Origin of the sequence: Nocardia sp. NBC_01329, assembly GCF_035956715.1 — a bacterium.
In the GTDB taxonomy this organism is placed as follows: domain Bacteria; phylum Actinomycetota; class Actinomycetes; order Mycobacteriales; family Mycobacteriaceae; genus Nocardia.
In genome coordinates this window covers 3,419,565-3,445,173 of record NZ_CP108381.1, presented here as the reverse complement: position 1 = coordinate 3,445,173, position 25,609 = coordinate 3,419,565, and the positions used below count along the sequence as shown (strand labels likewise).

Sequence of the window (25,609 nt, the reverse complement as noted above, 5' to 3'; positions counted from 1 at the left end):
GACGGTAAAGCGCATGGCATCGAATCTGCAGCGTGCACGGCGGTGGAAGCGGAGCTCGCCGCCACGGCGATGGATGGTCGCCGGCATGATCGGGGCCCTCGCGCTGACCGCCGGGTGCTCGACCCGGGAAGCGCAGACCGAGGATGCGGCCGCCACCGGCGCGCTGTCCATCGTCGATCAGCGGGGCGAAACCGTCGCACTGGCCGGGCCGGCTTCCAAGGTGGCGTTCACCGTGATGCCGGCGCCGTCGATCTTCGCCGCGGTCGACCGGAGCTACGACCGCATCGTCGGCATCAACCAGTCCACGCTGGTGGCCAACAAAGGCGGCATGTTCGCGACCATGTTCCCCGAATCGGCCGAATCGGCCGTCGTCGCGGGTAACGACTTCGTGCCGAACGTGGAGACCCTGCTGCAACTCGACCCGGACGTCGTAGTGCAGTGGGGCGACCGCGGACCCGACGTCACGGCGCCGATCGAGGCCGCGGGCTTCCCGGTCGTGGGCCTGGAGTACGGCACCCAGGACGATCTCGAACAGTGGATCACCCTGTTCGCGCAGATCGCGGGTAAACCCGAACGCGGCCGGGAGCTCGTCGACTGGCAACGCACCGAACTGTCCGAGATGCGCGCACAGGTGGCGGAGCAGCGGACCCCGCGGCCGAAGGCGATGATCTTGTCCCGGGCCGGTGATACCTACAGCACCACAAGCCCGAAGGGCTACGACGGCTTCCAGTTCGACCTCGTCGGCGCGGACCTGGTTACCGAGGGCTTCGTCTCCGATGCCGGGCAGGTGAGCCCGGAGCAGATCCTGGACTGGAACCCCGAGGTCATCATGCTCAGCGGGTTCGACGAGAGCGTTCCCGCCGATATCTATGCCGATCCGCGGCTCGCCAGTGTCAGCGCGGTACAGAACAAGCGGGTGTACAAGACGCCGCTCGGGGGCTACCGCTGGCAGGTGCCCAGCGCGGAATCGCCGATGATGTGGCAGTGGATGCACCAGATCCTCTACCCGGGTGCGCGCGGCGGGCAATTCCGCGACGAGATCCGGGCCACCTTCGACAATCTGTTCGCCTACCGGATCTCCGATGAGGAGATCGATCAGGTGCTGCGTTTCGACCTGAACAAGGACGCCGCGGGTTATGACCAGTTCCGCCGCTGATTCTGTCGCAGTCGCGGCGCCGGAAGCTCCCGCGCCGCGCCGCGCGCGCTTCGACCGGCGGATGCTGGCGATCCCGGGCTTCTTCCTCTTACTGCTCGTGGTGGCGATCGTCGCGCTCGCGGTGGGCCGTTACACCGTCCCGCCGAACGAGATCGTGCGCATTCTGCTGGGGCAGGTGTTCCCGCTGGAGCGCACCTGGTATCCGCAGGAGAGCACCGTGGTACTCGATGTGCGGTTGCCGCGGGTGCTGCTGTCGATCCTGCTCGGCGCCGGACTGGCGCTCACCGGAGCGGTGATGCAGGCCGTGTTCCGCAATCCACTGGCCAGCGCCCAGGTGCTGGGTGTTTCCTCGGGCGCGTCGTTCGGCGGTGTGCTGATCCTGCTCGCCGGGTTCGGCGGTGCCGCGCTGGTCGGCGGGGCCTTCCTCGGCGGGGTCGTGGCTTTGGTGCTGGTGGTCATGATCGCCCGGGCGGTGCCCGGTGCGCCGCTGCTGATGATCATTCTCGGCGGCACGGTGGTCGGTGCGATGTTCCAGGCGATGGTCTCGTTCATCACCTATATCGCCGACCCCTACAGCGAACTGCCCTCGATCGTCTTCTGGCTCATGGGCTCGCTGGCGACCGCGAGCTACACCAAAGTGCTGATCGCCGCGATCCCCATCGTGACAGCAGGCCTGGTGGTACTGGTACTGCGCTGGCGGCTGAACATTCTCGCCATGGGCGACGAGGACGCCACCGCCCTCGGACTGAAACCGGCACGCCTGCGCAACTTCCTGCTGCTGTGTGTCGCGATGATCACCGCGGGTTCGGTATCGGTCGCCGGGGTCATCGGCTGGGTGGGCCTGGTCGTACCACATCTGGTGCGCATGATGGTCGGCACCGACAACCGGATGGTGCTGCCCGTCAGCGCGCTACTCGGTGCTGCCTACCTCACCGTGATCGATACGCTCTCCCGCACCCTGAGCACCGCCGAGATCCCGATCGGTATCCTCACCGCCATCATCGGGGCACCCTTCTTCGTGGTGCTGTTGATCCGCAACCGTTCCCGCCTGTGGGGTGCCGATGCTTGAGGCCAGTTCGCTCTCGTTCCGCTATACCGCCAAGGGTCCGTGGATATTCCGCGAAGTCTCGGTCCGCGCCCGTGCGGGTGAAGTACTCGCCGTGCTCGGACCGAACGCGCGGGGTAAGACCACCATGCTCAAATGCCTGTCGGGTCTCATCCGGCCGGTCTCCGGATCGGTCGAGGTGTCCGGCGGGGTGGGCTATGTCCCGCAGAGCCATTCGGTCGTGTTCTCGTTCTCGGTGCTCGATATCGTCCTCATGGGCCGGGCTCGCACGGTGAAGATCTACAGCACTCCCACCGTCGCCGATCGGGCGGCGGCCCGGGAAGCGCTGCGTCGGGTGGGTGTGCCACATCTGGCCGACCGGGACTACACCGGCCTCAGCGGCGGGGAACGCCAGCTCGTACTCATCGCTCGTGCCCTGGTCTCCGAATGCGACACCATCGTCCTCGACGAGCCGGCGGCTGCCCTGGATCTGCGCAACCAGGCCCGGGTGCTGACCGTGCTGCGGGCACTGGCCGACGAGGGGATGGCGGTGGTGATGACCACCCATCACCCGGATCACGCCTTGCACGTGGCGGAGCGCTCCATGCTGATGGTCGCCCCGGACGATCAGCGCATCGGTCCGACCCGCGAGTTGCTCACCGGCGCACTGCTGTCGAAGATGTACGGCGTACCGATCGTGACCGCCGATGTCGAGACACCCAGTGCGATAAGGCGTCTGACTGTCCCCGATTTCGGGCGGGGGATCGGATGACGGTGCTGAAAGCGGTGATGGCCCCGCGCAGTGGGGAACTCGCTCACGGTTTCCGCGAGATCGACCTGTACGACCTGCCGCGCGAGTGCACCGCGGAGGTCACCGGTCTCTACCTGACCGGTGATGTGGACCAGGAATACCTGACCGAACAACGGCCGCTGCTGGACGCGTTCGTCATCCGCGGCGGGCGGGTCGTGGTGAACGGTCATGTGCAGCGACTCTTCCTCGAAGGTCTGACGAAGTGGCGCAAACTCGAGTTCCGCGATGCGAGCGATCTCGCGCTGACCCGCGTGACCGAACACCCGGTCTGGGCCGGAACCGATCCCCGATCGTTTCTCTACAACACCGGCACCCGCGGACCGGTCCCGTTCGCGGAACTGGAACGGATCGGTGTCGCCGGGTTCTACGGTCGAGGCTGCTACCCGGCCCTGCCCGCGGGCGCACAGGTCGTGCACACCATCGGCCGCACCCGCGCCCCGATCGATTACGACTATCCACTGGGCGCGGGCCGGGTGTTGGTCCACGGTGGTAACGACCTGTTGCAGTTCGCCGGCGCCGACCGCGGTACCGCCCGGCTGCGTACTCAACTCCTGCGCTGGCTGGAGGCCGACGATGAATGACCCCGCTCCGGGCGCCGGGATCGCTTTCCTGCACGGCGGCAGCCACGCGCAGCTGGCAACCCTCGCCGATCCCGCGCTGGCGCCCTACCGGATCCGCCCCGTCCACGTGCGGACCGGCGCCCTCCAGGAGATCGCGGCGGCGGGGGTGATCGTGGTCGCCGACCGGTTACGGTCGGACCTGTTGCGACGCTGGACCGAAACTGTCCTGGCCGGGCTCGAACGCGGTGCGACGGTACTGGTATTCGGTGAGAACGACTCCGGGAAGTGGCTGCCCGGAGTCCGGGAACAGGCCCGGCCCATCGTGTTCTGGTGGTGGCGCACCGGCGAGGACCACCGGCTGCGCACACTCGCCCCCGATCACCCCGCGTGGGAATTCTTCGCGGACCGGTCGGTGATCTGGCATTACCACGGTGTGCTGGAACCACCGCCGGGCGCGGTGAGTCTGGTCGACCTGCACACCGAGGCAGGCGACCGCGACGGCTCGATCCTCTACCTGGACGAGACATCCACCGCAGGACGGCTGCTCGTGACCACGATGGATCCGGTGTACCACCACGGATCCGGATTCATGCCCGGAGCCACCCAACTGCTCTATTCGGCGCTGCGCTGGGCCACCGGCAACGCTGCACCGGGCCACCATGAACAGAGAGAAGACATGCTGACAGTCCTCGAAGCCGGCACCCCTATCGCATTCTCCTTCGCCGACCTGATGAGGTATCACGGCACCGAGTTCCCCGGCGGTGTCGCGCACGCGTACTGCGCCATGCGACATGCCGTTTCGCTGCTCGGCACGGTCGAACGGCGGGAGATCACCGTCCGCACCGCCTTTCCCGGTCCGGGCGGGCGAGACGCGGTGGAGATGGTGTTGCGCGCGGTCACCGGCGACCGCTTCGTCGTGGATCCCGATCTCGCGGCCACCGCGCGCGGTCCCGTACTCGCCCGGTACGTATGGGAATTCACGCACGGCGAGCGCACCGTCCGGCTGCAATTGCGCGACGCGGGCTTCGTCATCACCGAATTCATCGAGCTGGGTGCGCGCCGCGACCGCGATGCGGCCGAGAACGCCCGGTTGACAGTGCTGAAGCGAGAGATGACCGATCGGCTGCTCGCGGGCGCCGTCGGCGAGGTCTACGAGGAAGTGCCCACACCGACGCGCTGACGTGCCCACCCTCCGGACCCGGGTCACCGCCTACACTCGGCGCGCACAGTTCGAGTTTTCCCGGTGTGCGCCCGGGTACGCGCATACCGTTGTCAGGTTCGGAAGGAGGGCCGATCAATGGTGGCCGACGGGGTAGAGGGATTGCGGACAGTCGTACTGGACTGCCCGGATCCGTGGAAGCTGTCCGAGTTCTATCTGGGATTGCTCGGCGGGGAAGTCGCGCGCGAGGAGAGCGACGACACCTGGGTGGCCATGGTCGACCCGCAGGGTCGCCGGCTCGCGTTCCAGCTGTCGCCGGAATACGAACCACCGCGGTTCCCTGACCCGGCCGGGTCCCAGCAGATCCACCTGGATGTCCTGGTCAGTGATGTGGAGGTCGCCGAACCGGCGGTCCTGGCGTTGGGCGCCACGTTCGTCCACGCGGAAGAGGCATTCCGGGTGTACACCGATCCGGTCGGACACCCCTTCTGCCTGGTCTGGTCCGCGTGACCGCGGCGGCGGTCGCTCTGTTCACCCGCGACCTGCGGGTGCGGGACAATCCGGTGCTCACCGCGGCGCACCGGGACGCCGATACGGTGGCCCCGCTCTTCGTCCTCGACGAGGCCATCCTCTCCGGTGGTACGTGCCCGCCCAATCGCGCGCATTTCCTGGCGGCCGCCCTGCGTGAACTCGACGACGAACTCCGCGAACTCGGCGGTCGTCTCATCGTCCGTGCCGGTGACCTCGCCGAGGAGGTGGCGCGGGTAGCGGCGGCCGCCGACGCGTCCGTCGTCCATATCGCTGCCGACTTCAGTGCCTACAGTCGGCGGCGTGAGCAGCGGTTGCGTGACCGCCTGGCCCGTGACGGCCGGGAACTGCGGGTACACAGTGCCTCGCTGACCGTCGTCGAGCCCGGTGATCTGCTCCCGGCCGGCCGCGACCACTTCGCGGTCTTCACGCCCTATCTACGGCAGTGGACCGGCGCGCAGCGGCGGGCACCGCTGCGCGCCCCACACCACCTCGCGTTACCGCGGATACCGGCCGGATCGCTCCCGGAGCCGGGCGATATCGGCGCCGGGAAACCGTCACCGGAGTTATCCGTCGGCGGCGAGACGACGGGTCGGAAAGTGCTGCGGGACTGGCTTTCCCGTAGCGTGGACGACTATGCGCGCGGCGGTGACGACCTGGCCGCGGACAGCACCTCGCGGCTCTCGCCGTATCTACATTTCGGTTGTCTCTCGCCCGCCGAGGTGGTCCGGCGGGCGGGCAATTCCACCGAAGGGGCCGCGGCGTTCGTGCGGCAGCTGGCATGGCGGGATTTCCACCACCAGGTCCTGGCCGCCCGCCCCGACGCGGCCTGGGCCGACTACCGCGACCGGGAGATCCGGTGGCGCGAGGACGGGCAGGCAGTCGAAGCCTGGTGCGAAGGGCGGACGGGTATCCCGATCGTCGACGCCGGAATGCGGCAGCTGCGCGCCCAGGGGTGGATGCACAACCGCGCCCGCCTGATCACCGCGAGCTTCCTCACCAAATCGCTACGCGTGGACTGGCGAATCGGCGCACGGCACTTCCGGTACTGGCTGGTGGACGCCGATGTGGCGAACAATCAGCTCAACTGGCAGTGGGTCGCCGGAACCGGAAACGACACCCGCCCGAACCGCGTACTCAATCCGCTGCGCCAAGCCGAACGCTACGACCCCGACGGCGACTATGTGCGCCGCTGGGTGCCCGAACTCGCCGGTATCGAGGGCCGGGCGATCCACCGGCCGTGGCGGACGCAGGCGGACTATCCGGCGCCGATGCTCGAATTTCCCGGTATGTGAGGCGAGACGCTGCCCGGGCGCACCGCCCGGGCAGCGTCGAATTCGCTGATCACCGCCGATTTCGCTGAGTGCTCAGCGGAATTTGGCCTTCTTACCCTTTGCCTTTGCCTTGGCGGCCTTGGCCTTGGTCTTCGCCAACTGGGCACGTTGCGCTTTTGCCGAAGCGGAGAGCTCGCCACCGCGGTGTTTGGTGTAGTCGGCGAGTTCGGCTGCCCGGTGTTTGGCTGCTTCGGCCCATTCGGGTCCGCGGTTTTGGGCGGTTCCGGCGAGTTCGCTGCCGCGGTGTTTGGTGTAGTCGGCGAGTTCGGCTGCCCGGTGTTTGGCCGCTTCGGCCCACTCCGGCCCACGGTTCTGGGCGGTCTCGGCCAGCTCCGCACTCCGGTGCTTGGCGATATCGGCCCAGTCGGAACCCCGCTGTTTGGCGGTCTCCGCCCATACCGGCCCACGCTGCTGAGCGGTTTCGGCCAGCTCCGCGCCCCGGCTCGCCGCGCTACCCGCCAGTTCGCGGCCCCGCTCGGTCGCCTGGTGCAGCTGGTGCCGTACGGCCTCGCCGGTGCCGCCCCGGCCGGTCGATCCGGCCGGGAGCACACCGCTGACCGTGGTGGCTGCCCGCCGCGCGGCCCGGCGTCCACGCCAGCCCAGCGAGGGCTTGCCCGCGGTATCGGAGGCGGCGATCATCAAACCGCCGAGCAGGCTCACATCCTTGAGGAACGCCGTCCGCTTCGCCGCTCGACGCTCGGGATCGTTCTCGGCCCAGAAATTCTGCTCGGTAACCGTCGCCGGCACCACCGTCGCGGCCAGCGCCAGCGCCGCCGGCCGCGGCGCCTTGCCCAGCGCCAGCAGCGCGCCACCGGCGATCTGCACGGCCGCGGTCACTCGTACCAGCGTGCTCGGATCCTCGGGCAGGTTACCCGCGATATCGGAGGGCAGCGTTTCCTTCCCCTTGTTCACCAGAGTCGATGCTTCCTTCACCCGGGCTTCCGGATGCATCAGTGTTTCGACTCCGTTGGCGACGAACGCACTCGCCAGTAGGGGGCGGGCAAGCCGGCGTAGCAGCATGATGTGCATCCCTTTCCTCGGTGTATCGCATCTGTGACAGCTGGTCACCAGGGGCAGTAGGCCAGAGTACTGCGGATCTACCCGGCATCCGGCGTGGGAAACAGCAACCGGCCCGTTCGTGTCCACTCGGACCGGGTCCGAGCGTGATGGCGAACCCTCGGTAACAGGTCGACTACGTGCGCAATATCATAGGTTCCCTATCGAATGTAATCACTTCAGCAGGGGTGAAGCCGGATCGTCGCGCCCAGAGTGGGATTCGGAACGAGCCGATCGGTGACTCGTGGATACCTTTCGGCAATCCCGGCTGCCGCCCGTGCCACCCGCCCGGCGAAATGTCTACCCTCGGACTCGGTGAATCCACCACCGCAGGTGTGCGGCACCCGTGCCGCGCGAGGCCGCGGTGGGGTAGTAGCCGTGCTCTGAGCGGCCCGGCGGCGGTTGTACGGCCGGGGAAATCTGCACATCACCAGTAACCGGAAGGACGCACACAATGCCCTGCGCGATCCCGGATCGTGAGACCACCGATATCGCCCTCGGCTCGGCAGTCCGAGCGCCGTCCGTCCACAACACCCAGCCCTGGCGCTGGCGGCCCACCGCCACCGGTATCCATCTCTTCGCCGATACCGGCAGGCAGCTGACGGCCACCGACCCCGATCAGCGTTACCTCATCGTCAGCTGCGGGGCCGCGCTGCACCATATGCGCGCCGCGCTGGCCGCACTCGGCTGGGCCTCCACCGTGGATTACTGCCCCGAGCCCGGCGACCCGGAGCATCTCGCCACCGTCCACACCACCCGCCGCCCACCCGGTGACGCGCAGCTCGAGATGGCCGCCGCGATCATGGTGCGCCGCACCGACCGGCGTCGCTACCTGCCCAGGGCAATCCCGGCCCGTCATCTCAGGTCGCTGGCCGCTCAGGTGTCGGCTCGCGGCGCCGCCGTCCGGCAGGTCCCGGATACGCTGCTGCCGCGCCTGGCCACGCCGATGCAACACGCGGTCGCCGCGCACGCCACCGACCGGCAGTACCAGGAGGAGATCGCCCGCTGGAGCGGACAGCACCGGATCACCGACGGTGTGCCGTCACGGAACGCACCCGCGGCGCGCCCGGTCGGCGAGATCCCGGTACGCACCTTCGCCGAACCGGCCCTGCTCGATCCGGCGGACCAGCCCGACGCCGCCCAATGGCTCGTCGTCGGCACCACCCGCGACGACCGGCGGGCGCAGTTGCGGGCAGGAGAGGCGACCAGCGCGCTCCTGCTCACCGCGACCGGTCTGGGACTGGCCACCAGCGTGCAGACCGAACCTCTCGGCGTGGCTGGTTCGCGGCACGAGATCCGGACGGGGCTTCTCCACGACTGCGCGTATCCCCAGGCCATGGTCCGCGTCGGCTGGAGTTCCCGCCGCGCCGCGCCGCTGGCCGACACCCCACGGCGGCCCATCGAAGACATCCTCGAGGCCTGAGGAACTTCCCGGTCGGCCAGCGATCCGGCTCAGTAGCCGCGTTCGATTTCGATGGGCGACAGCAGCGGTTCACCGGTAGCGAACCGCTCCACATTGGCTCGGACATGCTCGGCCAGCAGACCGGGCAGGCCGTTCGAGGGATTCGCCAGATGCGGGGTGATCACCGCATTGGGCAGCGACCACAGCGGGTGACCGTCCGGAAGTGGCTCCGGGTCGGTGACGTCCAGCGCCGCGCCCCCGATGCTCTCCTCGCTGAGCGCCCGAACCAGCGCATCGGTGTCGATCAGCGATCCGCGTGCGATGTTCACGATCCAAGCCGTCGGTTTCATCCGGGCCAACGCGTCCGCATCGACGAGCCGCGCGGTTTCGGCCGTCGCCGGTGCCGCGATCACGAAATGATCGGCACGCGACCACAGTTCGGTGTTCCGGCTCGCCGCCACCGTCTCGACGGCGCCCGGCACCGGCGTTCCGGACCGGGTGGATGCCAGCACCTCCGCACCGAACGCGGTGAACAGCGGGATCATCGCCCGCCCGATACCTCCACACCCGATGATCGCGATCGTCGCGCCGCGCAACGTACCCACCCGCGTCTCGAACTCGCCCTTGCGCCACGACGTCGCACGCGCCTGCTCACCCAGCCCCCGCACCCCCGCCAGCAACAGCGACACCGCGTGCTCGGCCACACTCGGCGCGTAAGCCCCCGCCGCCGAGGTCCAGACCCGCTCGTCGTCGACGATTCCCCCGGCGAACCACCGTTCGATCCCCGCACTCGGCAACTGCACCCACCGCACCGCGTCCGGCAGCCGGTCGGGGAACGAATCCGGCCCGCCCTTCCACACCACCGCCTCGGCATCATCCAGCGGCGCCAGGCGACCACCACCCTCCTCGATTCCCCGGGCAAGGGCGGGGTCGTGGTCCGGGCCTAGATGAATTGCGGGGATTCCGGTGGGTGGCACAGTTCACTTCCGAGACGTCGGGGCTGGTGGCCGCATCATCATCCGCGAGTACCGGCGTCGTCAACAATTGCCCTCACCCGTACCTGGACACTGGACGGGACCCGACCGGCGTGCGACCGCCTCGCCCGTGCTCTCAGCCGAAAGCCAGCGTCCGCACGCCGGCCACCGTCCCCCCGTCGACCAGCAGATCGATCCCCGCGATGAAACTCGAGGCCGGGTCCAGAAGAAAGGCCGCCGCGTGCGCGATATCGTCCGGCGTCCCCAACCGGCCGGTCGCCGACGCATCGACCATCGCCCGCATCGCCGCCCCCGATTCGCCGTCCAACTCCTCCCGTCCCATCGGCGTCGAGATCACCCCCGGACTGATCGAATTGAGCCGCGCGCCCCGCCGCCCCCACGCGACAGCCGCAGCCTGAACCCGTGCCACATTGCCCCGCTTGGCCACCGCGTAGGCAGTTCCCGGCGGGGCGTCGTGGTCGAGGAACGGCAACGCCAGGAGCTCCCCGGCCGGGGTGTGCGCGAGCGCCGCGACCTGATCGTCCGGCAGTGGTGCCATGTACGCCGACATACTCGCGATCACCACCCCGGCCCCGCCCTCGGCGACCGTCGCTTCGAACGCGTCCAGCACCAACGCCGTCCCCAGCAGATCCACCTCCAGCACTGCCCTCGTCACGGCCTGTGTAGGCGACACCCCCGCGGTATGAGCAATATGGGTGACCCGCCCCAACTCACCGGCAACTTCGGCCAACGCCGCCACCGACCGGGCATCGGACACATCCACCTGCTGTCCGACCACCTCATGCCCTTCACCGGCCAGCAACTCCACCACCGAGTCCAAATCGCGTTTGTCGAAATCCGCGATCAACAGCCGCCGCCCACCCCCGATCCGGCGCGCAATGGCCCGCCCTATACCGCCCACCCCGATAATGACCGCGACATCGTGTCCCAACTCGGAGCTCCTCACCGCGACTGCACTGCTGCGCACCAATCTACCCACGACCCGCAGCCGCCGGACCGGAATTCGTCAGCAGCTGACAATGGGGCGGATATCCCCAGGTGGGGGCCGCGATTTTGCCCGGGTGAAACGATCCGATACTCTTGCTGAGCACACCGGTCCGGGTGGCGGAATGGCAGACGCGCTAGCTTGAGGTGCTAGTGCCCTTTATCGGGCGTGGGGGTTCAAGTCCCCCTCCGGACACGCATCTCCCTCTTTCTACCTGCTGTTATTTGGTGTGAGCATCAATTGCTAGAACAATATGTGCAGGTCAGCGCCGTGGGGGTCAAGTCGGGTTAAGCTGAGACAGTCCTGCGAACCAACTCGCGGATGTGTCCTTTCGCGGCGGCCAACCCACATCGCGACGCTGCCGTTGCCGGAAGCCTGAAGCCGCGCCCCGAATGGGGACGAGTTGCGGGCCTCGCCGACTGTGAGCTATTTCGTCGGGAGGCCGGGTCGGCCGGAGTCTCGCCAGGTGAAGCGCAGTTAGTCGCCGGCGTGCCGCCGACCTCGGTGATCCCGAGTTTTTCGATCAGCAGTTGTTTCGCCAGGCTCGCCCGGTTGTTCGCATTGTCGTTGACCTGGGGTTGCCAATTACCTGATCCACATCGACACCCGAGAGTTCCAGCCGCACACCGGGGTCGGTCTCCGTGCCGACGTTCTTGATCTATGGGAACCGGCCGGCCCATTCGTCCTCGTGCCCTTGGATGATCCCGACCTCGGTGCCGGGTATCGGGTCACCACCGAGCCGTGATTCAGCGCCGCGAGCCGGGGATGGTGAGTTCGCGCAGCGCTGGGACGGTAGGGGCGAGCGCGGCGAGCAGGATGGTGCAGATCAACCGGTTCTGTCAGATGAACTGGCGGCACCGCCCGGCCAGTTGGGTGTCGGCGCTCGCGGGGCCGTTGCGGTAGGTGTGGAGATCGTCCTCGGTGAGTTCCTGTGAGTCGAGTAGATGGCCGCAACCGGGTGCGATACGACTTGTCGGCGGCCTCGAACAGGACCTCTTGTCGTCGGTGAAGGGCCGGTTGCGGCCGCGGGCGAGCTGCTCGTACCGGTCGCCCACCGGCACCAGGTCACCGAGGCGCAGACCGCGCGGTGATCGGCGAGCGACTGTTCGATGATCTTCCCGCCGGTGCGCGACCGCTGCGGGGCCGCTGAGATGTGGACAAGGGTGTCGGGGAATGCGGGGGAGAACGGATAGCTGAGCCGGATGAAGACTCGTCCGCACCGGTGGTGCCCTTATCCGACCCGAGTAACGTGTCCCGGACATGCGGCCCGAGCTCTTCTTGGTGTGCTCGAACGCCGCGGTGATCTGCGTGGCGGCGGCGCAACTGCGTGGGCGCGGGAGCTGGGCGCGGGCGATGAACGAGATGATCGGAATCGCCCGCCGGGTGTCGCCGCCCTATTTCGAGTTGGTGACCTTGTCGGCTTCGATGGAGACGAACTTCTGATCGTGGATCAGCCCCGCCGGCCAGAGGATCAGTTTGTCGAGTATATAAGGCGGAACCTCAACCCAAGCCGGTGACCGCGGTCCTGCGGAGTCGCCGTACCCGGCCCACGGACAAGGCGACCGCGGCCAGGAATGCCACCAGTCCCCACCAAACATTCGCCTTGGTGACATTGAGGCCGAGGCCCGCCACACCGGCTGTCCGGCCACCGTCGTGCCCGCTTATTACGGCGGCGCAGACCACCGTGATGAATCCGAGGACGAAAAGCCCCGCGGCCGAGCGGAACGCGATCGTCGTCCGAGTTCGTTGCCGGCTCGGTGGCAGGTTGCCGAGCCGGTAGAGGACGAGCGCGGCAATGGGGAGCTGCATCGACCACACCAGCGTGCGGAACGATCCCTCGTACCAGACGTTGGTGCCGTAGAGCAGCGTATGCCAGACGCTCAGGGCGTAGACGACGATGATGGAAGCGTGCAGAGCCCGCCACACTGCGGGGCGCAGCCAGCGGCGGGAATAGAAGGCCAAGCCGAGCGGTATCGCCAGGTACAACGCCAGCAGCCCGATGAAAATGGCAACCTTCCCCGTTCCGCTGGGATAGGCCGAGGGGACGAAGGTATCAACGAATGCGCGCCACAGCGATTCGATGATGTCCGCGGTCGCGGAGTACTCGCGGAGAAATTCGGCGAACAACCACGCGGCGTGGACGAACATCAACCCGATGGTCGTCAAACTGGTAGCGCGATGCCATTTCTCGATACTGTGCTGCGGGACCGGTAACCACCTCGGGCTGCGACTGCTGCGCAGCACACCGAGGACGACAGTGATCCACGCCCAGAGCAGCCCCGTCCAGCCGAAGGCTTGGCACATCCAGTACATCCAGTACTTTCCGGGGTCTGCCAGATCGGGCATGACCACAGTGGTCGGCGAAGTTCCGGCGGCGACGCGGTAATAGAGCCAACCGAACACCACGAGGGTGATGAGCAAGGCGATGGTGGCGTCGATGCGGGCGGTGCGCAGATCCGCGCGGAGTTCGCGCGTATCGAATTTCGTGCGTGTTCTGACAGTAGTCATCGATGACTCGTGTTCCTCGAATCGACCCCGGCTTTCAAGGAGACCAGGGACCGGTGAATCGCGAGCGGGCTCGGTTCACCGTGTGCGGAGGCGTCACAGCCGGATCGGGGGGCTGCAACATGGAGGTGTGACGCGCTCCTGGGCAACGCGATATAGGCGCGCGTCCCTGCGCGGACGGGCACCCGCCGCAACTCCGGTGGTGGAGGGACTGCGGCAGGTCGGCATGCTCGCGGAGCGGCTGCATCGAATCACCGCGCAATATCAGTGCGCGCGGCAGATTCGGCGTTCGGGCGCACCTACCCGCATTCGGGGGCGCCCGTGTTCCGCCGTTCGCTGTCCGCAATCCACGAGCAGTCACGCGGGGCAGCGTGCAGGCCGGGCAGGATCTTGTCGCTTCCGTAGGGGTCGGGGCCCGGTTGGACAACCGCGCTCGCGGGTGTCGCCCGGATATAGGCAGCAACATGCACCTCGGCGCCGGCCACATTGTCGTCCCGAACGCTTCATTGCCACTGGAAGTGCACCGGAGCCGAATGTGGGACAGAGCCGTCGTTTTCACTGTCTCGCCCGAATCCGTGCGCTGGTGAGCGGAGCGACCTCCTGGCCGAATGATGGTCGAATTCCGCGGGCGACGGGGTACGGGCAGGTCGTTCGGCATGTTCGGTGGTTGTCAACCGGTGTAGGGCAGCAACATTGCCGCGGTTGCGGCGGCCATGACGGCCTGCATCGCGCCGCCGTGGCGGTGGGCCGGGTCGGTGGCCGCGGATCCGCGGTAGCTGTGGGCGATCCATGTGGCAGCGACAGCGAGATAGAGGAGTCCGATGGTCAGGTTCAGGTAAGCGGCCCAGGGCGGTGGTTGCATGGTCATTGTTGTCGGCATCGCCATGGTGCTGCCGTGCCCGGCGTGCATGGATTCGCTGCCGCTGGGCATAGGGGTGCCGCCGATCAGCGTGGAGTCCATGACCGCGTACATCCAGACCATCGTCGCCATCATTCCCGCGTGGTAGACGTATTCGAGGTGGTGCTCGCGGTGGGCGGCGAGTAGGGCGAGGGATACCACCGCGGCACCCGCGAACACCGTCATACCGGCGACTGTGGGGATATCCGGCAACGGGGACCACACCATCGTGAGCATCGCCAGGGACATGAGGACGTGCAGTATGGCGGCGAGGCGACCCGGGATCGACTCCGCCTGTGCGGATCGCGCTGCCCAGTACACCGCGGTCACTGTGAACGCAGTGACCGCGGCCCATTTCAGGAACGGGTCGGTGATCATGACACGGCCTGCTTTCGTCGCCGGATGAGCTCTCCGGCGACGACGTCACCGAGAATAAACAAGCCCAGCGTCGCGCCGAACAGCGGAGCCATCCAGCCGACCACCGCGAGCACGGCGACGGCGATCACCGCTTCGACGGGTCGCAGGCCGGTGAGCGCGCCGCGCCGGGGCGCGGTGGGCCACCCACCGCGGGTGGGGCGTCGTTTCCACCACATCAGGTAGCCGCGGACGATGACGGTGATCAAGCCGATGACGAGCAGCGCCAGCACGATCTGGTTCGCAAGGCCGAACAACACTCCCATGTGGGCGTCGATGGCCCAGCCGGTGAGTTTGGCGGTCAAAGGCCAGTCCGCGAACCTGCTCTCGTCGGTGATCGCGCCGGTTTCGGCGTCGACGGCGACGGCGTCGAATCGTGTCGGGAAATCGCGTTTGCGTTCGTACACCTCCCATGCGTCGCCGGTCGCTGCAGGTGGTTTCATCCACATCGGTGGCTGCAGGCCGGCGGTCTGCGCGCTGCGCAGGACGGTGTCGGCACCGGCGGTGGGTTCGGCCGGTGCGCCGGTGCGGCTGTCGGTGGGCGGCAAAGTCGTGGACACCGACGGTGTGGTCCAACTGAGCTGGGCGCGTAGCTGTTCGATGTGCTCCCCGGTGAAACGCGACCAGGTGAGGCCGGTGATCGATAGTCCCAGCAGACCGACCACGATCCAGATCCCGACCGTGCCGTGCCAGCTCAGGGTTCGCTTCCGCGATCCCTCCGGGGTTCCGGTGCGGTCTGGCAGGACCAGGCTCTTTCTTCCGCGCCGGCGGGCGCGGGCGATCCACATCGCGAGGCCGCCCAGGGCGACCACCCACAGCCAGCTCGCCGCGATTTCGCTGTAGTACCGGCCGGCCACGCCCAGGTGCAGGTTGCGATGCATCTCGTCGAACCAGGATCGGATCGGCAGCCACATGCCGTAGGTGGTCAATGTCCCCTGCACCTGCGCGGTGTAGGGGTTGACGAACACGGTGCGGGTGTAGTCGGAGGGCACCTCGGTTGTCGTGAACGCGATCTGGGTCGTTTCGCTCGGCACTGTGGGCGGTTTCACGCTGGTGATCGGGGCGTCGGGGTACACGGTTCGCGCGGCCGCTATCTGGTCGGCGAGGGTGCGTGTCTGTGGTGCGTATTCGTCGACGGTCACCTCGTGCCGGAAGACGATTCCGTCCAGTTGCGGTGTCAGCGTGTACAGCAGGCCCGTGACGGCGGCGATGAGAATGAAGGGTCCGGCGAGCATGCCGCCGTAGAAATGTAGCCGCAGCAGCAGCGGCTGCCACCGCGACCATGCGCCGGGCCGTCGTTCTCGTGTCGGCTCCCCGCGGCTGGTACGGGGGTCGTCTCTTTCCGTTTCGTGCTCTTCCGGCAACTCCCATACCTGATCCGGCATCCCGCAAACCCTCACTCTCCGGACGCCCTCACTCTCCGGACGCCCTCACTCGCCGGACGCCCTCACTCGCCGGACGCCCTCACTCGCCGGACGCCCTCACTCGCCCTTACGGTGAGTAGTCGCGGCAGCGTCCCGGAAAGTTCCCCGCTCGACGCGACGAATCGGGCCCGGGGCCGGCCTGCGCGCGGTGGTGCTCCGTGAGCGAGCCGTGCCGGAGTGGAACTTTCGGCTGCCCGGCTACCGACACTCTGTGTGTGACGGTGCCAGGACAGGGACGGCGAGATCGGTGAGTGGCAGCGACGAGGTGACCGCGCGCTTGCTGTGCGATGCCGATAAAGCCCTGCGTGGCATCGAACGGTCGGTGCTGGACGAGATGTTCCTGAGCTGGCGACTGGTGCTGGTCCTGTCGGCGGCCTTCGCCGGCCTTCTCTTATCGGTCGCCGCCGCGTCACCTGCCGCGGTGACGGCGGAAACACCGCTGCTGCCGCTACTTTCGTTGCTGGCTTCAGGTGTTGTCGCCGTTTCGGCCCTCGGCGGGATCGTCGCCCGCCGTTTCTCCTGGGCTTGTTTCGCGGCATTCGCGGCGGGGATGGGCGCGGCGCTGTCGGTGCTGGCGTTCTGGATTCTGCGGACCGGTGGAGCGAACTCCGGTGCGGGGTGGTTCGGGACCACGGCGGCGTGCGAAGTGGTACTACTGTTCAGCTGGGCGGGTTCGGCGCTGACACCGCTGGCGGATTCGCAGCCGGAGTGCCGTTTGGCCTGGCGGGCGCGGACCGCCGCGACCCGGCCGCGGGCGCACGGGGGATAGTGGTCCGTGCACGATGTCCGGGCCGGGTCGTCACGGGTATCGCCTCAGGACTCGAGCGCCTCGGCCAGCCGGCCGGGCTCGATCGGGTTGCCGTCGAGGAAGACCGAGGGTGTCGACTGGATACCGCTGTCGAGCACCTCGAGTGTGCGGGCTCGGACGAACTTGGCGTAGGTGCGGTCGGTCACGCACTGCGCGAAACCCGGATCCGTGTAGCCGGCGCCTTTGGCGATCTCGACGAGAGTGCTGTCCGGGAGGCCGTCGCCGCCTTCGGCGGGCTGGTGTTCGTACATGGTCTTCAGCCAGCCGGGGTAGGCGATGGGATCGGCGGAGGCGGCGCATAAAGAGGCGTTCGCGGCGCGGGTCGAGTACTCGGAGGAGGATGCGTGATCGAGAAAGGCGATGATGTCGTATTCGGTGGCCACGGTTCCCGCGTTCACCGCGTCGGTCAGCAGTGGACCGTAGGTTGCCTCGAACTGCCGGCAGGCGGGGCATTGCAGATCCGCCACCAGCCGGACCGTTTTCGCTGCCGACGGTTGTCCGATCCTGATCGTGCCGGTGTCGGTGAGGGTCGCGGCGAGACCGTTCGGGTTCGATTCCGGCGCGGCGGAGATGGCGGGGGTGGGGCCGGGGTCGTCACGCGCGGCCTTCTTCATCGCCACATTGATGCCGATGGCGGCGATGAGTCCGATGAGGACCGCGGCGACCGCCAGTTGTACGAGGATCCGCCGGGTGCGGTCCGGTTGGTGCACCGACGACAGCGAATTCTTCCGTTTTTTCTGTGTGCTCATGACGAGCTCCTTGTCTCTGCTTCGGGTGGTGGATCTGCCGGTCGTGTTCGGTCTGGCTACGCCTGATCCGGGGGCCGGGGGAGAAGAGGTCCGGTCGGATCGCCCTGCGAAGGGCCCGGCTCGGGGCAGCCGGTGAGCGGCACCGGCCGCCCACCGGTTGCTTCGAGCCCGGCTGGGCTCGGTTCGCTGGTCAGCGTGCCCGGACGAACTGCACCGGTGGTGCTTCGGGCCGGTGGTTGCGGGGGAAGGCGTAGACCACGGTGGAATCGGTGTCTACGCCCTGCCATAGTTCGACCAGTGTTTCCCTGGCCCGCGCGACCCGGGAGCGGATGGTGCCGACCGGGCAATCGGCGGCCTGCGCGGCCTCGGCGTAGCTGAGTCCCAGGATCTGGGTCAGTACGAACGCCTCGCGGCGGTCGTCCGGGAGATGGCGCAGCAGGTCGGCTACCACCATGTCCTCGCCGATATCGCCGTCGTGGCGGTCGCGGCGCTGGTCTATGGCGGTCTCCCAGTCAGCGCCGCCGGTGGTCCGCGGACGGGCCGAGGCGTTGCGCAGCCGGTCGATCACCGCGCGCCGGGCGATCGAGAGCAGCCAGGTACGGGCCGTCGATCGTCCGGCGAAGCTCGGCAGACTGCCCAGCGCGCGCAGGAAGGTTTCCTGGGTGAGGTCGTCGGCGGATTGCACGTCGGCCAGATGGGCGACGAAGCGCCACACATCGGTCTGGGTGCAGCGGATGAACTCCGCCAGGGCGGTGCGGTCGCCCGCGCCGGCGGCCAGCGCCAGCGCGGTCAGCTCGTCATCCGAGGACATGACGGCGTACCGGGTCGGGGCCGGTGTATCGCGCGGGTCCGCAGGGTGGTCGGTAGTGCTGCCCGGGTCCCGGCAGCACTCGAGGGTGCGTATTCATGGCGACGAATTTTCTGGTCGGGACGCCGGGCGCGGTCACGCGGTCACATCGGAATCCGACCGTGTGCGCGATCGGCGCGCGGACGGAGTCGCGTGACCGCGTCACCGTCGGCGCTGCGCCGGTGACGGGACACCCGCCGTACACAGGCGAGCGTCCAGCGGAGTTCCGGAGGAATTCCCGAGCAGCTCAGCCGGTCACTGTGTTACGACGGATTCTGGATACTGGAAATCCGCCAGGTGGGCCCCGGCGGGCCATCGCGTGGCGCAGGAATTCGACGCCGGTGGCCGGCGCGTCGAGTTCGGCCGGGGGACGCGCGGCGACCGTGGCGGTCGTGGGTGGCAACGGCGGGACGAGCAGCAGCAGGGGCAGCACGATCCGGGTGTGCAGCGTCGCGGTGAGCGCGAAGGCAGTGCGCTCGCCCCACCACAGCCAGAGGCCGCACAGCAGGGCGGCGAGGCAGTGCGCTGCCAGCATGGCCGGTGTGCCGGTCTCGGTCAGACGGGTGGTGGTCGCGGCGTGGCCGGTATGGTCCCCGGCGGGGTCGGCGGTGAACCACAGGTGCAGGACACCCTGTCCGGCCAGCAGCCCCGCGGTGATCGGCAGCAGGCCGCGTTGCCGGTCGGCGACGGACCAGGCGAAGGCTGCGAGGAAGCCGACTGCGAGACCGAGCGTGGACAGGGAAATGGAATGAGCGGAAGTCAGGGCGTGGCCCGACGCCGAGAGCAGGACACAGATCAGCGCGAAGATCCACGCACGGCACGCCCGGGCGAGCGGGGAGTGGTGCGCTGGGCTGATCATGGTGATCGCTATCGTCGCACCTTTTCCGGCACAGCGGTGGGCTGGGGCGAGGGACCGGGCGGAGTGAAACGCCGCAGCCGCATACTGTTGGACACTACGAACAGCGACGACACCGCCATCGCGGCCGCGGCGGCGAGCGGGTCGAGCAGCAGCGCGGCCATCGGGACCACCACCACGTTGTAGCCGAATGCCCAGCGCAGATTGGTGCGGATGGTGGCCAGGGTCGCCCAGGCGAGACCGATAGCGGCCGGTACCCGCAGCAGATCCCGGCCGGCGAGCACAATATCGGCGGCGTCGATGGCGGCATCGGCTCCGGTGCCGAGTGCGATGCCCACATCGGCGGCCGCGAGGGCGGGCCCGTCGTTGATCCCGTCGCCGACGAACATGACATGTCTGCCCGACTCCTGGAGTCGGGTGACGACTTCGGCCTTGTCCTCCGGCAGGACACCGGCCACCACCTCACCGATACCGACCCGGTCGGCGACGGACTGGGCGGCGAACGGGTTGTCGCCGGTGAGCAGGAGGGTGCGCAGTCCGAGGCCGTGCAGCTGTACGATCGCCCGGGCCGCCGCGGGGTGGACCCGTTCGGTCACAGCGATCACGCCGACGACCCGGTCGCCGGCGCCGACGTAGACCGTGGTGTGCCCGAGTTGCTCTTGTGCGCGCCGCTGGGCGGCAAGGTCGGCGGGCACCGCGAAGCCGTGCCGGCGCAGGAACGCCGGCCGCCCCACTGCCAGCCGGCGTCCCTCGGCGATGCCGAGGACTCCTGACCCGGGATACTCGGTGACCGCGCGAGCCTCGGGAACATCGTGGTCCTCGGCCCGCGCGGCCGCGCGGACGGCCAGCGCGACGGAATGCGCGGAGCCCGATTCCGCGGCCGCCGCCCAGCACAGGACATCCCGGCGGGACACGGTCGCGGCCGGAAATACCCCGACCACCGCCGGCGCCCCGTCCGTGAGCGTCCCGGTCTTGTCGAAAACAACCACCGCGCTGCCCTCGGCCTGTTCGAGCACCCGCTGCCCTTTGACGAAGATACCGAGCTGAGCCGCGCGCCCGGCGGCTACGAGCACTGCTGTCGGGGTGGCGAGCCCGAGCGTGCAGGGACACGCGGCGAGCAGTACGGCCAGTCCGGCGCGTGCGGCACTGTCCGGTCCGGCCACGATCAGCCAGCCGGTACCGGCCAGTGCGGCGAGGGCGAAGGACGCGGGGACGAAGCGGCCGGCGATCCGGTCCGCGAGACGCTGGAAGTCGCCGCGCTCGTCGGTGGAACGCTCGACCGCGTGCAGCAGCCGCGCCAGCCGGGTGCGGTCGCCGATCGCCGCCGCTTCGATCACCAGGGTGCCGTCGAGTGCGACGCTGCCGGCGGTCACCGTGTCGCCGGTCGCGGTCGGTACCGGGGTGGTTTCGCCGGTGAGGACGCTGACATCGAGATCCGCGGCGCCGTCCACGACAAGACCATCGGCCGCGACGATATCGCCGGGACCCACCCGGAAGCGCTGTCCTTCACGCAATTCGCCTACCGGAAGCCGGGTTTCACGACCCGAGTCGTCGAGGACGGTCGCGTAACGGGCGAATCGCGCGGCGAGATCGCGCAGCGAGGCGCCGGCCCGTCGTTCGGCGCGCGTCTTCAGTCGGCGTCCGGCCAGCGCCACCATGGTTACCGCGGTGGCGACCGCGGAGTAGCGAACCCCGTCTGCCGCGCCGACCGTGGCTACGGCAGCATAGGTCAGGGTGCCCAGCAGGCCCAGTGAGGTCAGAGTGTCCATGGTGGTGTGCCCGCGCCGGGCCGCGCGCCAGGCGGCCGTGTGGATCGGCGCGGCAGCGCCGGCGACCGCGATGGCGGCGAGGGCGAAGAGTAGGAACTCCGGTGCGGTGCTCGTTCCGGAGCCGAATACGGTGGCTGCGAGCACGGTGGCCGTTGTGAGTACGGTCACGGCTACCGCGGCCCGCGGGCTCGTAGTCGTACGCGGTGTGTTGTTCGGGGGTTCGGGAGTGGGCGGGTGGGGGACGACGGTGTAACCGGCCGTTTCGACCACCTGGCGGAAGTCCTCGGCGCGGTACCACGGCAGGGTGTGCACTTCCGCCGTACCGGTGGCGATGTTCACGGTGGCCGTGGTCTGCTCGAGCTGCTCGAGACCGCGACGTACCCGATCCGCGCAGGCTGCGCAGGTCATCCCTGCGATGCGCAGGTGGACCCGTTGCCGGGCGGGTGTTTCCGGTGCCGGGGTGGCTGTCACGGGGTCTCCGTTCCGGCTGCCGCGTAAGGCCGGCGTTGTCCGGGGACCGCGCGGGGTGGAAGCAGCGGGGAGAGCTCGTCTTCGTTCGGTTGCTCGCGTCCGGTCGCGCGTCGCGTGATGGCGTGCTGGATCGCGACCGAGATGCCGACCGCAGCCGGGACCGCGACCGCGACACCGCTCGCGGGTAGGCCGCAGGCGGTGACCAGTAGGAAGACTTCCAGCGCCAGTGCCGCGTGCACAGCGGTCGCGCCGGTCTCGAAGCGCGTGGACACCGATCGGTGCCGAGATTCGGGTGGTGACTGCGCGGCGACGACCTCTATGGGCGCTCCGGTGGGCAGACAGCCGCTCAGTGTCGCGCCCATGGCACGGCCGGCCAGCGCACGCCACGTCCGGCACTGCGGGCACTGGTCCAGGTGGTCGCCCAGCCGGCGGGCCGGGACAGCGGGGGTTTCTCCGTCCATCAACGCCGATACCGCTTCGCGGGCCGTCTCGCACCTCATACCTGAGTGGTCGGGCGGCGGTGGCCGCTGGTTCCCGGAGATGTGGAACGGATTCGGGCGGGCGGCGAGCGGCGGGTATCGGAGGTTGAGCTGTCTGTACGGCCGGGCCATGCTGTGGGCGTGTCTTCGACCCATCGGTTCACGTCCGGGTGCGCCACCCTCGCCATCGCGCTGGGCGGTCTCGGCGCGGGTCCGGCGGCGGCCGGACCCGGTGATTCCGGCCTGCCGTGCTGGTCCTTGCGGGACCCGGTATTCGCGGACTCGCGAGGCGAACTGCGGCCGGGTGAACGGGCCGACGGCGTGGTCGAGATCGTGAACGACTGTGCAGCGCCTGTCGTGGTGCGCCTGTCCGCGGGCCGTACCGTCACCGGGCCCGATGGGGAGATCGCCTGGTCGGAGCGGGCTTCGCCGGGTGGGTCGCTGATCGTCTCGCGGCCGGAGATCACCGTGGCCGGTGGTGCCTCGGAGTGGGTTCCGGTCACGGTATCGGCGCCGGCCGGAGTCACTCCGGGCGATCACCCGCTAGCAGTGGGTGCGGCGGAGACGGGTGCCGGCCCGGGCTCCGGCGGGGTGGACCGGTGGCGACCGGTGCCGTTGCGGATCGCGGGCCCGCCCCGTCCGGCTGTCGAGATCACGCCGGTGACCGGGACCTACCGGCCGGTGCCGAATCCGCTCGCGCCCGGCGCGGCCGATATCACCTACACGATCACCAATACCGGGACCGTGACGGTGTCGGGCCGACTGGTGGCCAGCCTGACCGGACTGTACAGCCGGCGCGTATTCGCCGACCCCGCCGACCTTCCGGACGTGGTGCTGGTGCCCGGCGCTTCCTATCGCGGGTCGGTCCGGGTGGATCGAGTGTGGCCCGGTGTCCGGTTCGATGCCCAGGTCGGGTTCCGTCCCACGGATGTGGGCGGGGTGGTGTCCTACTCCGAGCCCGGGGTCGTGGGCGCGGAACCGATATGGGCGCTGCCCGTTCCGTAGATCCTGGTAGTGGCGCTGGGCGGTACGGCACTGTTCGTCGCGGCGATCATGCGGCGCAACCGGTATCGGCGCCGCGCCCGCACGGCCGCGAACGCGATTTCCGAGGTGTGAACCAGGCCACGGGAACCGGATACCGCTGCGCCGCGACTATTTCGGGGAGTGGGCCCGGCGGTCCGCGATCGGTGAACCACGGAGGGTGGATACGCGGCGTGCGCACACGACGACTTTCCCGGCTGGCGCTGTGCGGGGTGCTGATCGCGGGCACCGGGCTACTCGGCGGCTGCGGCGCCCCGGCGACCGAGGACCCCGCCGGCCCCGGCGACATCCCCGCGGGGTACCCGGTGACGGTGCACAATTGCGGATTCCGGCAGACCTTCGATCGACCACCGTCGCGGGTGCTGCTGTTGCAGGGGGCGTCCGTGGGGGAGGCGGAGACTTTTGTCTCGCTCGGGCTCGAAGACCGTATCGCTGCGAACACGCAGTTCTACGGCGTCTCCGATATCCCCGGAATGGCGAAGAAAGTGGAGGCCCTGCCGAAGGGTGATCTCACGCTCAACGATGCCGCCGATGTGCCGGCTGAGCAGGCGCTGGCCCTGCGCCCGGATCTGGTCGTATCCACCTGGTCCGGCGGGTTCGACGCGAAGTTCGGTTTCGCGAGCCGGGAGATGCTGGATCAGGCCGGTATCCGTACCTTGGTCAACCCGGTGAACTGCGCCTACGGCAAACCGGCGAATGTCACACCGGAAGAGGAACGGGCATACCGTAACGGTTCCACCGAATCGTCTCTCGAATTCATCGAATTGATCGGCCGGGTGTTCGGGGTGCCCGACCGCGCCGCCGATCTCACCGGTAGGCTGCGTGACCGCATCGAGACGGTGAAATCCGCTGTCGCGGGCCGGGCGCCGAAGCGAATGCTGATCGCCTTCCCGGATATGAGTGTGATGAACGCCAACGGGCTGCCGGCCGTTTTCTCCGGGACCATCTACGACTCCGTGGTGCGCGCCGCGGGCGGGGAGCCCAGCTTCCCCGACGGTGGCTGGGATCTCACCGGCAATCTCAGCGCCGAACAACTGGCGGCCGCGCCGGTGGATGTGCTGGTCGTCGGCGCCTACCGGCCCGGTGAGGACCTGGATGCGGAGGCCGCGAAACTGTTCGCCGCCTACCCGCAGTGGAACGCGTCGAAGAACAAGACCTATGTGAAGGTTTCCGATGGCATCTATCTCGGGCCCGCGAATGCCGACGCGATCGAGAAGATCGCCCACACCGCCCACCCCGGCGCCTTCTGACGACGAACCCGTCCACTGGAAGAGCTCCGGCCGGCTCGCTTTCGCGACGGTGCTGACCGGTGGCGGGATCGCACTTGTTCTGGCATCCCTTGCCGGCGTGGCGCTGGGATCGGTGACCGTCCCCGTCGCCGAGGTCTGGGCGACGCTGCGCTTCCACATCCTGGGCGTCGGGTCCGCGCCGGGTGACCTGTACGCGATGATCGTGTGGCAGCTACGGGTTCCGCGTGTCCTCGCGGCCGTCCTGGTGGGCGCGGCACTCTCGGTCGCGGGTGCGGTGTTGCAGGGCATGGTGCGCAACCCGCTGGCCGATCCGTTCGTTCTCGGGGTGTCCTCCGGTGCCTCGCTGGCCGCCGTGGCGGTGATGTCGTCGGTCTCGGCGCTGTGGATCCGCAATCTGGGTGTGCCCGTAGCGGCCTTCGCCGGGGCGATCGCGGCGCTGCTGCTCGTTCTGCTGTTCGCTGAGCATCAAGGCGAATTCACCGGTCCGCGTATCGTTCTGGCCGGTGTCGCGGTAGGGCAGGTGGCCGCGGCGGCGACCAGTTTGATCCAGCTCCGCTCCGAACCCGCGGAGATCCGGGGCATCCTGTTCTGGATGATGGGTAGCGTGGCCGGCGCCGAACTCGGTGCGCTGACCCTGCCCGCCGTGCTCGCCGTATCCTGTCTGGCCTGGCTGCTGGTGCAGGGGCGGGGACTCAACGCGTTGTCGATGGGGGATGACGACGCGGTCGCACTGGGAATCGACGTGAACCGGTTGCGGATACAGCTCATCGTGATCGTCGCGATCCTCACCGGGCTGGCGGTGAGCGTCGCGGGTGGTGTCGGCTTCGTGGGTTTGATCATTCCGCATATCGCTCGTTTCGCGGCCGGGTCGGACTACCGCCGGTTGCTGCCCGTGTCCGCGGTGCTCGGCGCGGCGTTCCTCGTCCTCATCGATCTAGCGGCCCGGGCGATCGACCCACCCAACGAATACCCCCTCACCATCTTCACCGCGGCCCTGGGCGGCCCGTTCTTCCTCTGGCTGCTCAAACGCAGCCGATCCGGGGGCGCGGTGTGAACGGCCGCGGAAA

Annotated in this window: 25 protein-coding genes and 1 tRNA gene; 14 read left to right on the top strand and 12 right to left on the bottom strand. The window is 68.6% G+C overall.

The features are described from left to right. The first annotated feature begins 85 nt into the window (after nucleotides 1-85). The 7 genes from OG405_RS15470 (at nucleotide 86) to OG405_RS15440 (ending at nucleotide 6,554) form a co-directional block, all read left to right on the top strand. Nucleotides 86-1,156 (top strand): ABC transporter substrate-binding protein, encoded by a 1,071-nt coding sequence (locus tag OG405_RS15470; protein ID WP_327147202.1) that lies wholly within the window; start codon nucleotides 86-88, stop codon nucleotides 1,154-1,156. Then, a complete protein-coding gene (locus OG405_RS15465) occupies nucleotides 1,137-2,225 on the top strand; it encodes a FecCD family ABC transporter permease (RefSeq protein ID WP_327147201.1) in 1,089 nt (362 codons plus the stop codon). The genes OG405_RS15470 and OG405_RS15465 overlap by 20 nt, the downstream gene beginning before the upstream one ends. Continuing rightward, on the top strand, nucleotides 2,218-2,973 hold the full coding sequence (locus tag OG405_RS15460) for an ABC transporter ATP-binding protein (protein WP_327147200.1): 756 nt from the start codon (nucleotides 2,218-2,220) through the stop codon (nucleotides 2,971-2,973). The genes OG405_RS15465 and OG405_RS15460 overlap by 8 nt, the downstream gene beginning before the upstream one ends. After that, on the top strand, nucleotides 2,970-3,593 hold the full coding sequence (locus tag OG405_RS15455; protein ID WP_327147199.1) for a hypothetical protein: 624 nt from the start codon (nucleotides 2,970-2,972) through the stop codon (nucleotides 3,591-3,593). The genes OG405_RS15460 and OG405_RS15455 overlap by 4 nt, the downstream gene beginning before the upstream one ends. Further along, nucleotides 3,586-4,752 (top strand): hypothetical protein, encoded by a 1,167-nt coding sequence (locus tag OG405_RS15450; protein WP_327147198.1) that lies wholly within the window; start codon nucleotides 3,586-3,588, stop codon nucleotides 4,750-4,752. Before OG405_RS15455 ends, OG405_RS15450 begins: the two co-directional genes overlap by 8 nt. A 117-nt stretch (nucleotides 4,753-4,869) precedes the next feature. Then, nucleotides 4,870-5,241 (top strand): VOC family protein, encoded by a 372-nt coding sequence (locus OG405_RS15445; RefSeq protein ID WP_327147197.1) that lies wholly within the window; start codon nucleotides 4,870-4,872, stop codon nucleotides 5,239-5,241. Then, on the top strand, nucleotides 5,238-6,554 hold the full coding sequence (locus OG405_RS15440) for a cryptochrome/photolyase family protein (protein WP_327147196.1): 1,317 nt from the start codon (nucleotides 5,238-5,240) through the stop codon (nucleotides 6,552-6,554). The genes OG405_RS15445 and OG405_RS15440 overlap by 4 nt, the downstream gene beginning before the upstream one ends. Nucleotides 6,555-6,626: 72 nt before the next feature. Here the strand turns inward: OG405_RS15440 and OG405_RS15435 are convergent, their stop codons facing one another. Continuing rightward, entirely contained in the window at nucleotides 6,627-7,613 is a 987-nt protein-coding gene (locus OG405_RS15435) for a DoxX family membrane protein (protein WP_442790757.1), read from the bottom strand. Between the two features lie 490 nt (nucleotides 7,614-8,103). Here OG405_RS15435 and OG405_RS15430 point away from each other — a divergent pair, with 490 nt between their 5' ends. Continuing rightward, on the top strand, nucleotides 8,104-9,072 hold the full coding sequence (locus tag OG405_RS15430) for an Acg family FMN-binding oxidoreductase (protein WP_327147194.1): 969 nt from the start codon (nucleotides 8,104-8,106) through the stop codon (nucleotides 9,070-9,072). 29 nt (nucleotides 9,073-9,101) lie between these two features. On the opposite strand, the gene OG405_RS15425 is transcribed toward OG405_RS15430, so the two are convergent. Together OG405_RS15425 and OG405_RS15420 are read right to left on the bottom strand one after the other, a co-directional pair. Continuing rightward, nucleotides 9,102-10,028 carry a D-isomer specific 2-hydroxyacid dehydrogenase family protein gene (locus tag OG405_RS15425; protein WP_442790560.1) on the bottom strand — a complete coding sequence of 309 codons (927 nt, stop codon included), beginning with the start codon at nucleotides 10,026-10,028 and terminating at the stop codon, nucleotides 9,102-9,104. Between the two features lie 133 nt (nucleotides 10,029-10,161). Beyond that, entirely contained in the window at nucleotides 10,162-10,977 is an 816-nt protein-coding gene (locus OG405_RS15420; protein ID WP_327147193.1) for an SDR family oxidoreductase, read from the bottom strand. A 164-nt stretch (nucleotides 10,978-11,141) separates the two neighbouring features. Here OG405_RS15420 and OG405_RS15415 point away from each other — a divergent pair. Further along, a tRNA-Leu gene (locus OG405_RS15415) sits at nucleotides 11,142-11,226 on the top strand. A gap of 644 nt (nucleotides 11,227-11,870) precedes the next feature. Here the strand turns inward: OG405_RS15415 and OG405_RS15410 are convergent. After that, nucleotides 11,871-12,092, bottom strand: coding sequence for a hypothetical protein (locus tag OG405_RS15410; RefSeq protein ID WP_327147192.1), 222 nt, complete (start codon nucleotides 12,090-12,092; stop codon nucleotides 11,871-11,873). Nucleotides 12,093-12,291: 199 nt separating this feature from the next. Between OG405_RS15410 and OG405_RS15405 the strand changes: the two genes are divergently transcribed. Next, on the top strand, nucleotides 12,292-12,474 hold the full coding sequence (locus OG405_RS15405; protein ID WP_327147191.1) for a hypothetical protein: 183 nt from the start codon (nucleotides 12,292-12,294) through the stop codon (nucleotides 12,472-12,474). 57 nt (nucleotides 12,475-12,531) lie between these two features. Here OG405_RS15405 and OG405_RS15400 read toward each other — a convergent pair whose 3' ends face one another. The 3 genes from OG405_RS15400 to OG405_RS15390 form a co-directional block, all read right to left on the bottom strand. Continuing rightward, nucleotides 12,532-13,539, bottom strand: coding sequence for a ferric reductase-like transmembrane domain-containing protein (locus OG405_RS15400; RefSeq protein ID WP_327147190.1), 1,008 nt, complete (start codon nucleotides 13,537-13,539; stop codon nucleotides 12,532-12,534). A 667-nt stretch (nucleotides 13,540-14,206) separates the two neighbouring features. Then, nucleotides 14,207-14,812, bottom strand: a complete 606-nt coding sequence (locus tag OG405_RS15395; RefSeq protein ID WP_327147189.1) for a DUF5134 domain-containing protein — start codon at nucleotides 14,810-14,812, stop codon at nucleotides 14,207-14,209. Then, entirely contained in the window at nucleotides 14,809-16,233 is a 1,425-nt protein-coding gene (locus OG405_RS15390) for a PepSY-associated TM helix domain-containing protein (protein ID WP_327147188.1), read from the bottom strand. Before OG405_RS15390 ends, OG405_RS15395 begins: the two co-directional genes overlap by 4 nt. Nucleotides 16,234-16,519: 286 nt before the next feature. Here OG405_RS15390 and OG405_RS15385 point away from each other — a divergent pair, with 286 nt between their 5' ends. Beyond that, nucleotides 16,520-17,041: a hypothetical protein gene (locus OG405_RS15385; RefSeq protein ID WP_327147187.1), complete on the top strand. Its 522-nt coding sequence runs from the start codon at nucleotides 16,520-16,522 to the stop codon at nucleotides 17,039-17,041. Nucleotides 17,042-17,085: 44 nt separating this feature from the next. Here the strand turns inward: OG405_RS15385 and OG405_RS15380 are convergent, their stop codons facing one another. From OG405_RS15380 to OG405_RS15360, 5 genes are all read right to left on the bottom strand, one after another. Next, on the bottom strand, nucleotides 17,086-17,829 hold the full coding sequence (locus OG405_RS15380) for a thioredoxin domain-containing protein (protein WP_327147186.1): 744 nt from the start codon (nucleotides 17,827-17,829) through the stop codon (nucleotides 17,086-17,088). A gap of 190 nt (nucleotides 17,830-18,019) precedes the next feature. Further along, nucleotides 18,020-18,640, bottom strand: coding sequence for a sigma-70 family RNA polymerase sigma factor (locus tag OG405_RS15375; RefSeq protein WP_327147185.1), 621 nt, complete (start codon nucleotides 18,638-18,640; stop codon nucleotides 18,020-18,022). Between the two features lie 283 nt (nucleotides 18,641-18,923). Beyond that, on the bottom strand, nucleotides 18,924-19,535 hold the full coding sequence (locus OG405_RS15370; protein ID WP_327147184.1) for a hypothetical protein: 612 nt from the start codon (nucleotides 19,533-19,535) through the stop codon (nucleotides 18,924-18,926). Between the two features lie 8 nt (nucleotides 19,536-19,543). Then, on the bottom strand, nucleotides 19,544-21,772 hold the full coding sequence (locus tag OG405_RS15365) for a heavy metal translocating P-type ATPase (RefSeq protein ID WP_327147183.1): 2,229 nt from the start codon (nucleotides 21,770-21,772) through the stop codon (nucleotides 19,544-19,546). Continuing rightward, nucleotides 21,769-22,272, bottom strand: a complete 504-nt coding sequence (locus OG405_RS15360; RefSeq protein ID WP_327147182.1) for a zf-HC2 domain-containing protein — start codon at nucleotides 22,270-22,272, stop codon at nucleotides 21,769-21,771. Before OG405_RS15360 ends, OG405_RS15365 begins: the two co-directional genes overlap by 4 nt. A gap of 120 nt (nucleotides 22,273-22,392) precedes the next feature. Between OG405_RS15360 and OG405_RS15355 the strand changes: the two genes are divergently transcribed. The 3 genes from OG405_RS15355 (at nucleotide 22,393) to OG405_RS15345 (ending at nucleotide 25,596) form a co-directional block, all read left to right on the top strand. After that, nucleotides 22,393-23,256 carry a hypothetical protein gene (locus OG405_RS15355; protein WP_327147181.1) on the top strand — a complete coding sequence of 288 codons (864 nt, stop codon included), beginning with the start codon at nucleotides 22,393-22,395 and terminating at the stop codon, nucleotides 23,254-23,256. Nucleotides 23,257-23,465: 209 nt separating this feature from the next. Further along, a complete protein-coding gene (locus OG405_RS15350; protein WP_327147180.1) occupies nucleotides 23,466-24,542 on the top strand; it encodes an ABC transporter substrate-binding protein in 1,077 nt (358 codons plus the stop codon). Beyond that, nucleotides 24,466-25,596: a FecCD family ABC transporter permease gene (locus OG405_RS15345; RefSeq protein WP_327147179.1), complete on the top strand. Its 1,131-nt coding sequence runs from the start codon at nucleotides 24,466-24,468 to the stop codon at nucleotides 25,594-25,596. The genes OG405_RS15350 and OG405_RS15345 overlap by 77 nt, the downstream gene beginning before the upstream one ends. Nucleotides 25,597-25,609: the final 13 nt, after the last annotated feature.

Excerpts from the sequence above, each read along its gene's own strand:
- OG405_RS15360 (WP_327147182.1), bottom strand. The coding sequence starts at position 22,272 with ATGAGGTGCGAGACGGCCCGCGAAGCGGTATCGGCGTTGATGGACGGA.
- OG405_RS15390 (WP_327147188.1), bottom strand. The coding sequence starts at position 16,233 with ATGCCGGATCAGGTATGGGAGTTGCCGGAAGAGCACGAAACGGAAAGA.
- OG405_RS15470 (WP_327147202.1), top strand. The coding sequence starts at position 86 with ATGATCGGGGCCCTCGCGCTGACCGCCGGGTGCTCGACCCGGGAAGCG.
- OG405_RS15345 (WP_327147179.1), top strand. The coding sequence starts at position 24,466 with ATGGCATCTATCTCGGGCCCGCGAATGCCGACGCGATCGAGAAGATCG.
- OG405_RS15375 (WP_327147185.1), bottom strand. The coding sequence starts at position 18,640 with ATGTCCTCGGATGACGAGCTGACCGCGCTGGCGCTGGCCGCCGGCGCG.
- OG405_RS15465 (WP_327147201.1), top strand. The coding sequence starts at position 1,137 with ATGACCAGTTCCGCCGCTGATTCTGTCGCAGTCGCGGCGCCGGAAGCT.
- OG405_RS15380 (WP_327147186.1), bottom strand. The coding sequence starts at position 17,829 with ATGAGCACACAGAAAAAACGGAAGAATTCGCTGTCGTCGGTGCACCAA.
- OG405_RS15450 (WP_327147198.1), top strand. The coding sequence starts at position 3,586 with ATGAATGACCCCGCTCCGGGCGCCGGGATCGCTTTCCTGCACGGCGGC.
- OG405_RS15445 (WP_327147197.1), top strand. The coding sequence starts at position 4,870 with ATGGTGGCCGACGGGGTAGAGGGATTGCGGACAGTCGTACTGGACTGC.
- OG405_RS15400 (WP_327147190.1), bottom strand. The coding sequence starts at position 13,539 with ATGACTACTGTCAGAACACGCACGAAATTCGATACGCGCGAACTCCGC.
- OG405_RS15460 (WP_327147200.1), top strand. The coding sequence starts at position 2,218 with ATGCTTGAGGCCAGTTCGCTCTCGTTCCGCTATACCGCCAAGGGTCCG.
- OG405_RS15430 (WP_327147194.1), top strand. The coding sequence starts at position 8,104 with ATGCCCTGCGCGATCCCGGATCGTGAGACCACCGATATCGCCCTCGGC.
- OG405_RS15370 (WP_327147184.1), bottom strand. The coding sequence starts at position 19,535 with ATGATCAGCCCAGCGCACCACTCCCCGCTCGCCCGGGCGTGCCGTGCG.
- OG405_RS15455 (WP_327147199.1), top strand. The coding sequence starts at position 2,970 with ATGACGGTGCTGAAAGCGGTGATGGCCCCGCGCAGTGGGGAACTCGCT.
- OG405_RS15395 (WP_327147189.1), bottom strand. The coding sequence starts at position 14,812 with ATGATCACCGACCCGTTCCTGAAATGGGCCGCGGTCACTGCGTTCACA.
- OG405_RS15435 (WP_442790757.1), bottom strand. The coding sequence starts at position 7,613 with ATGCTGCTACGCCGGCTTGCCCGCCCCCTACTGGCGAGTGCGTTCGTC.
- OG405_RS15405 (WP_327147191.1), top strand. The coding sequence starts at position 12,292 with ATGCGGCCCGAGCTCTTCTTGGTGTGCTCGAACGCCGCGGTGATCTGC.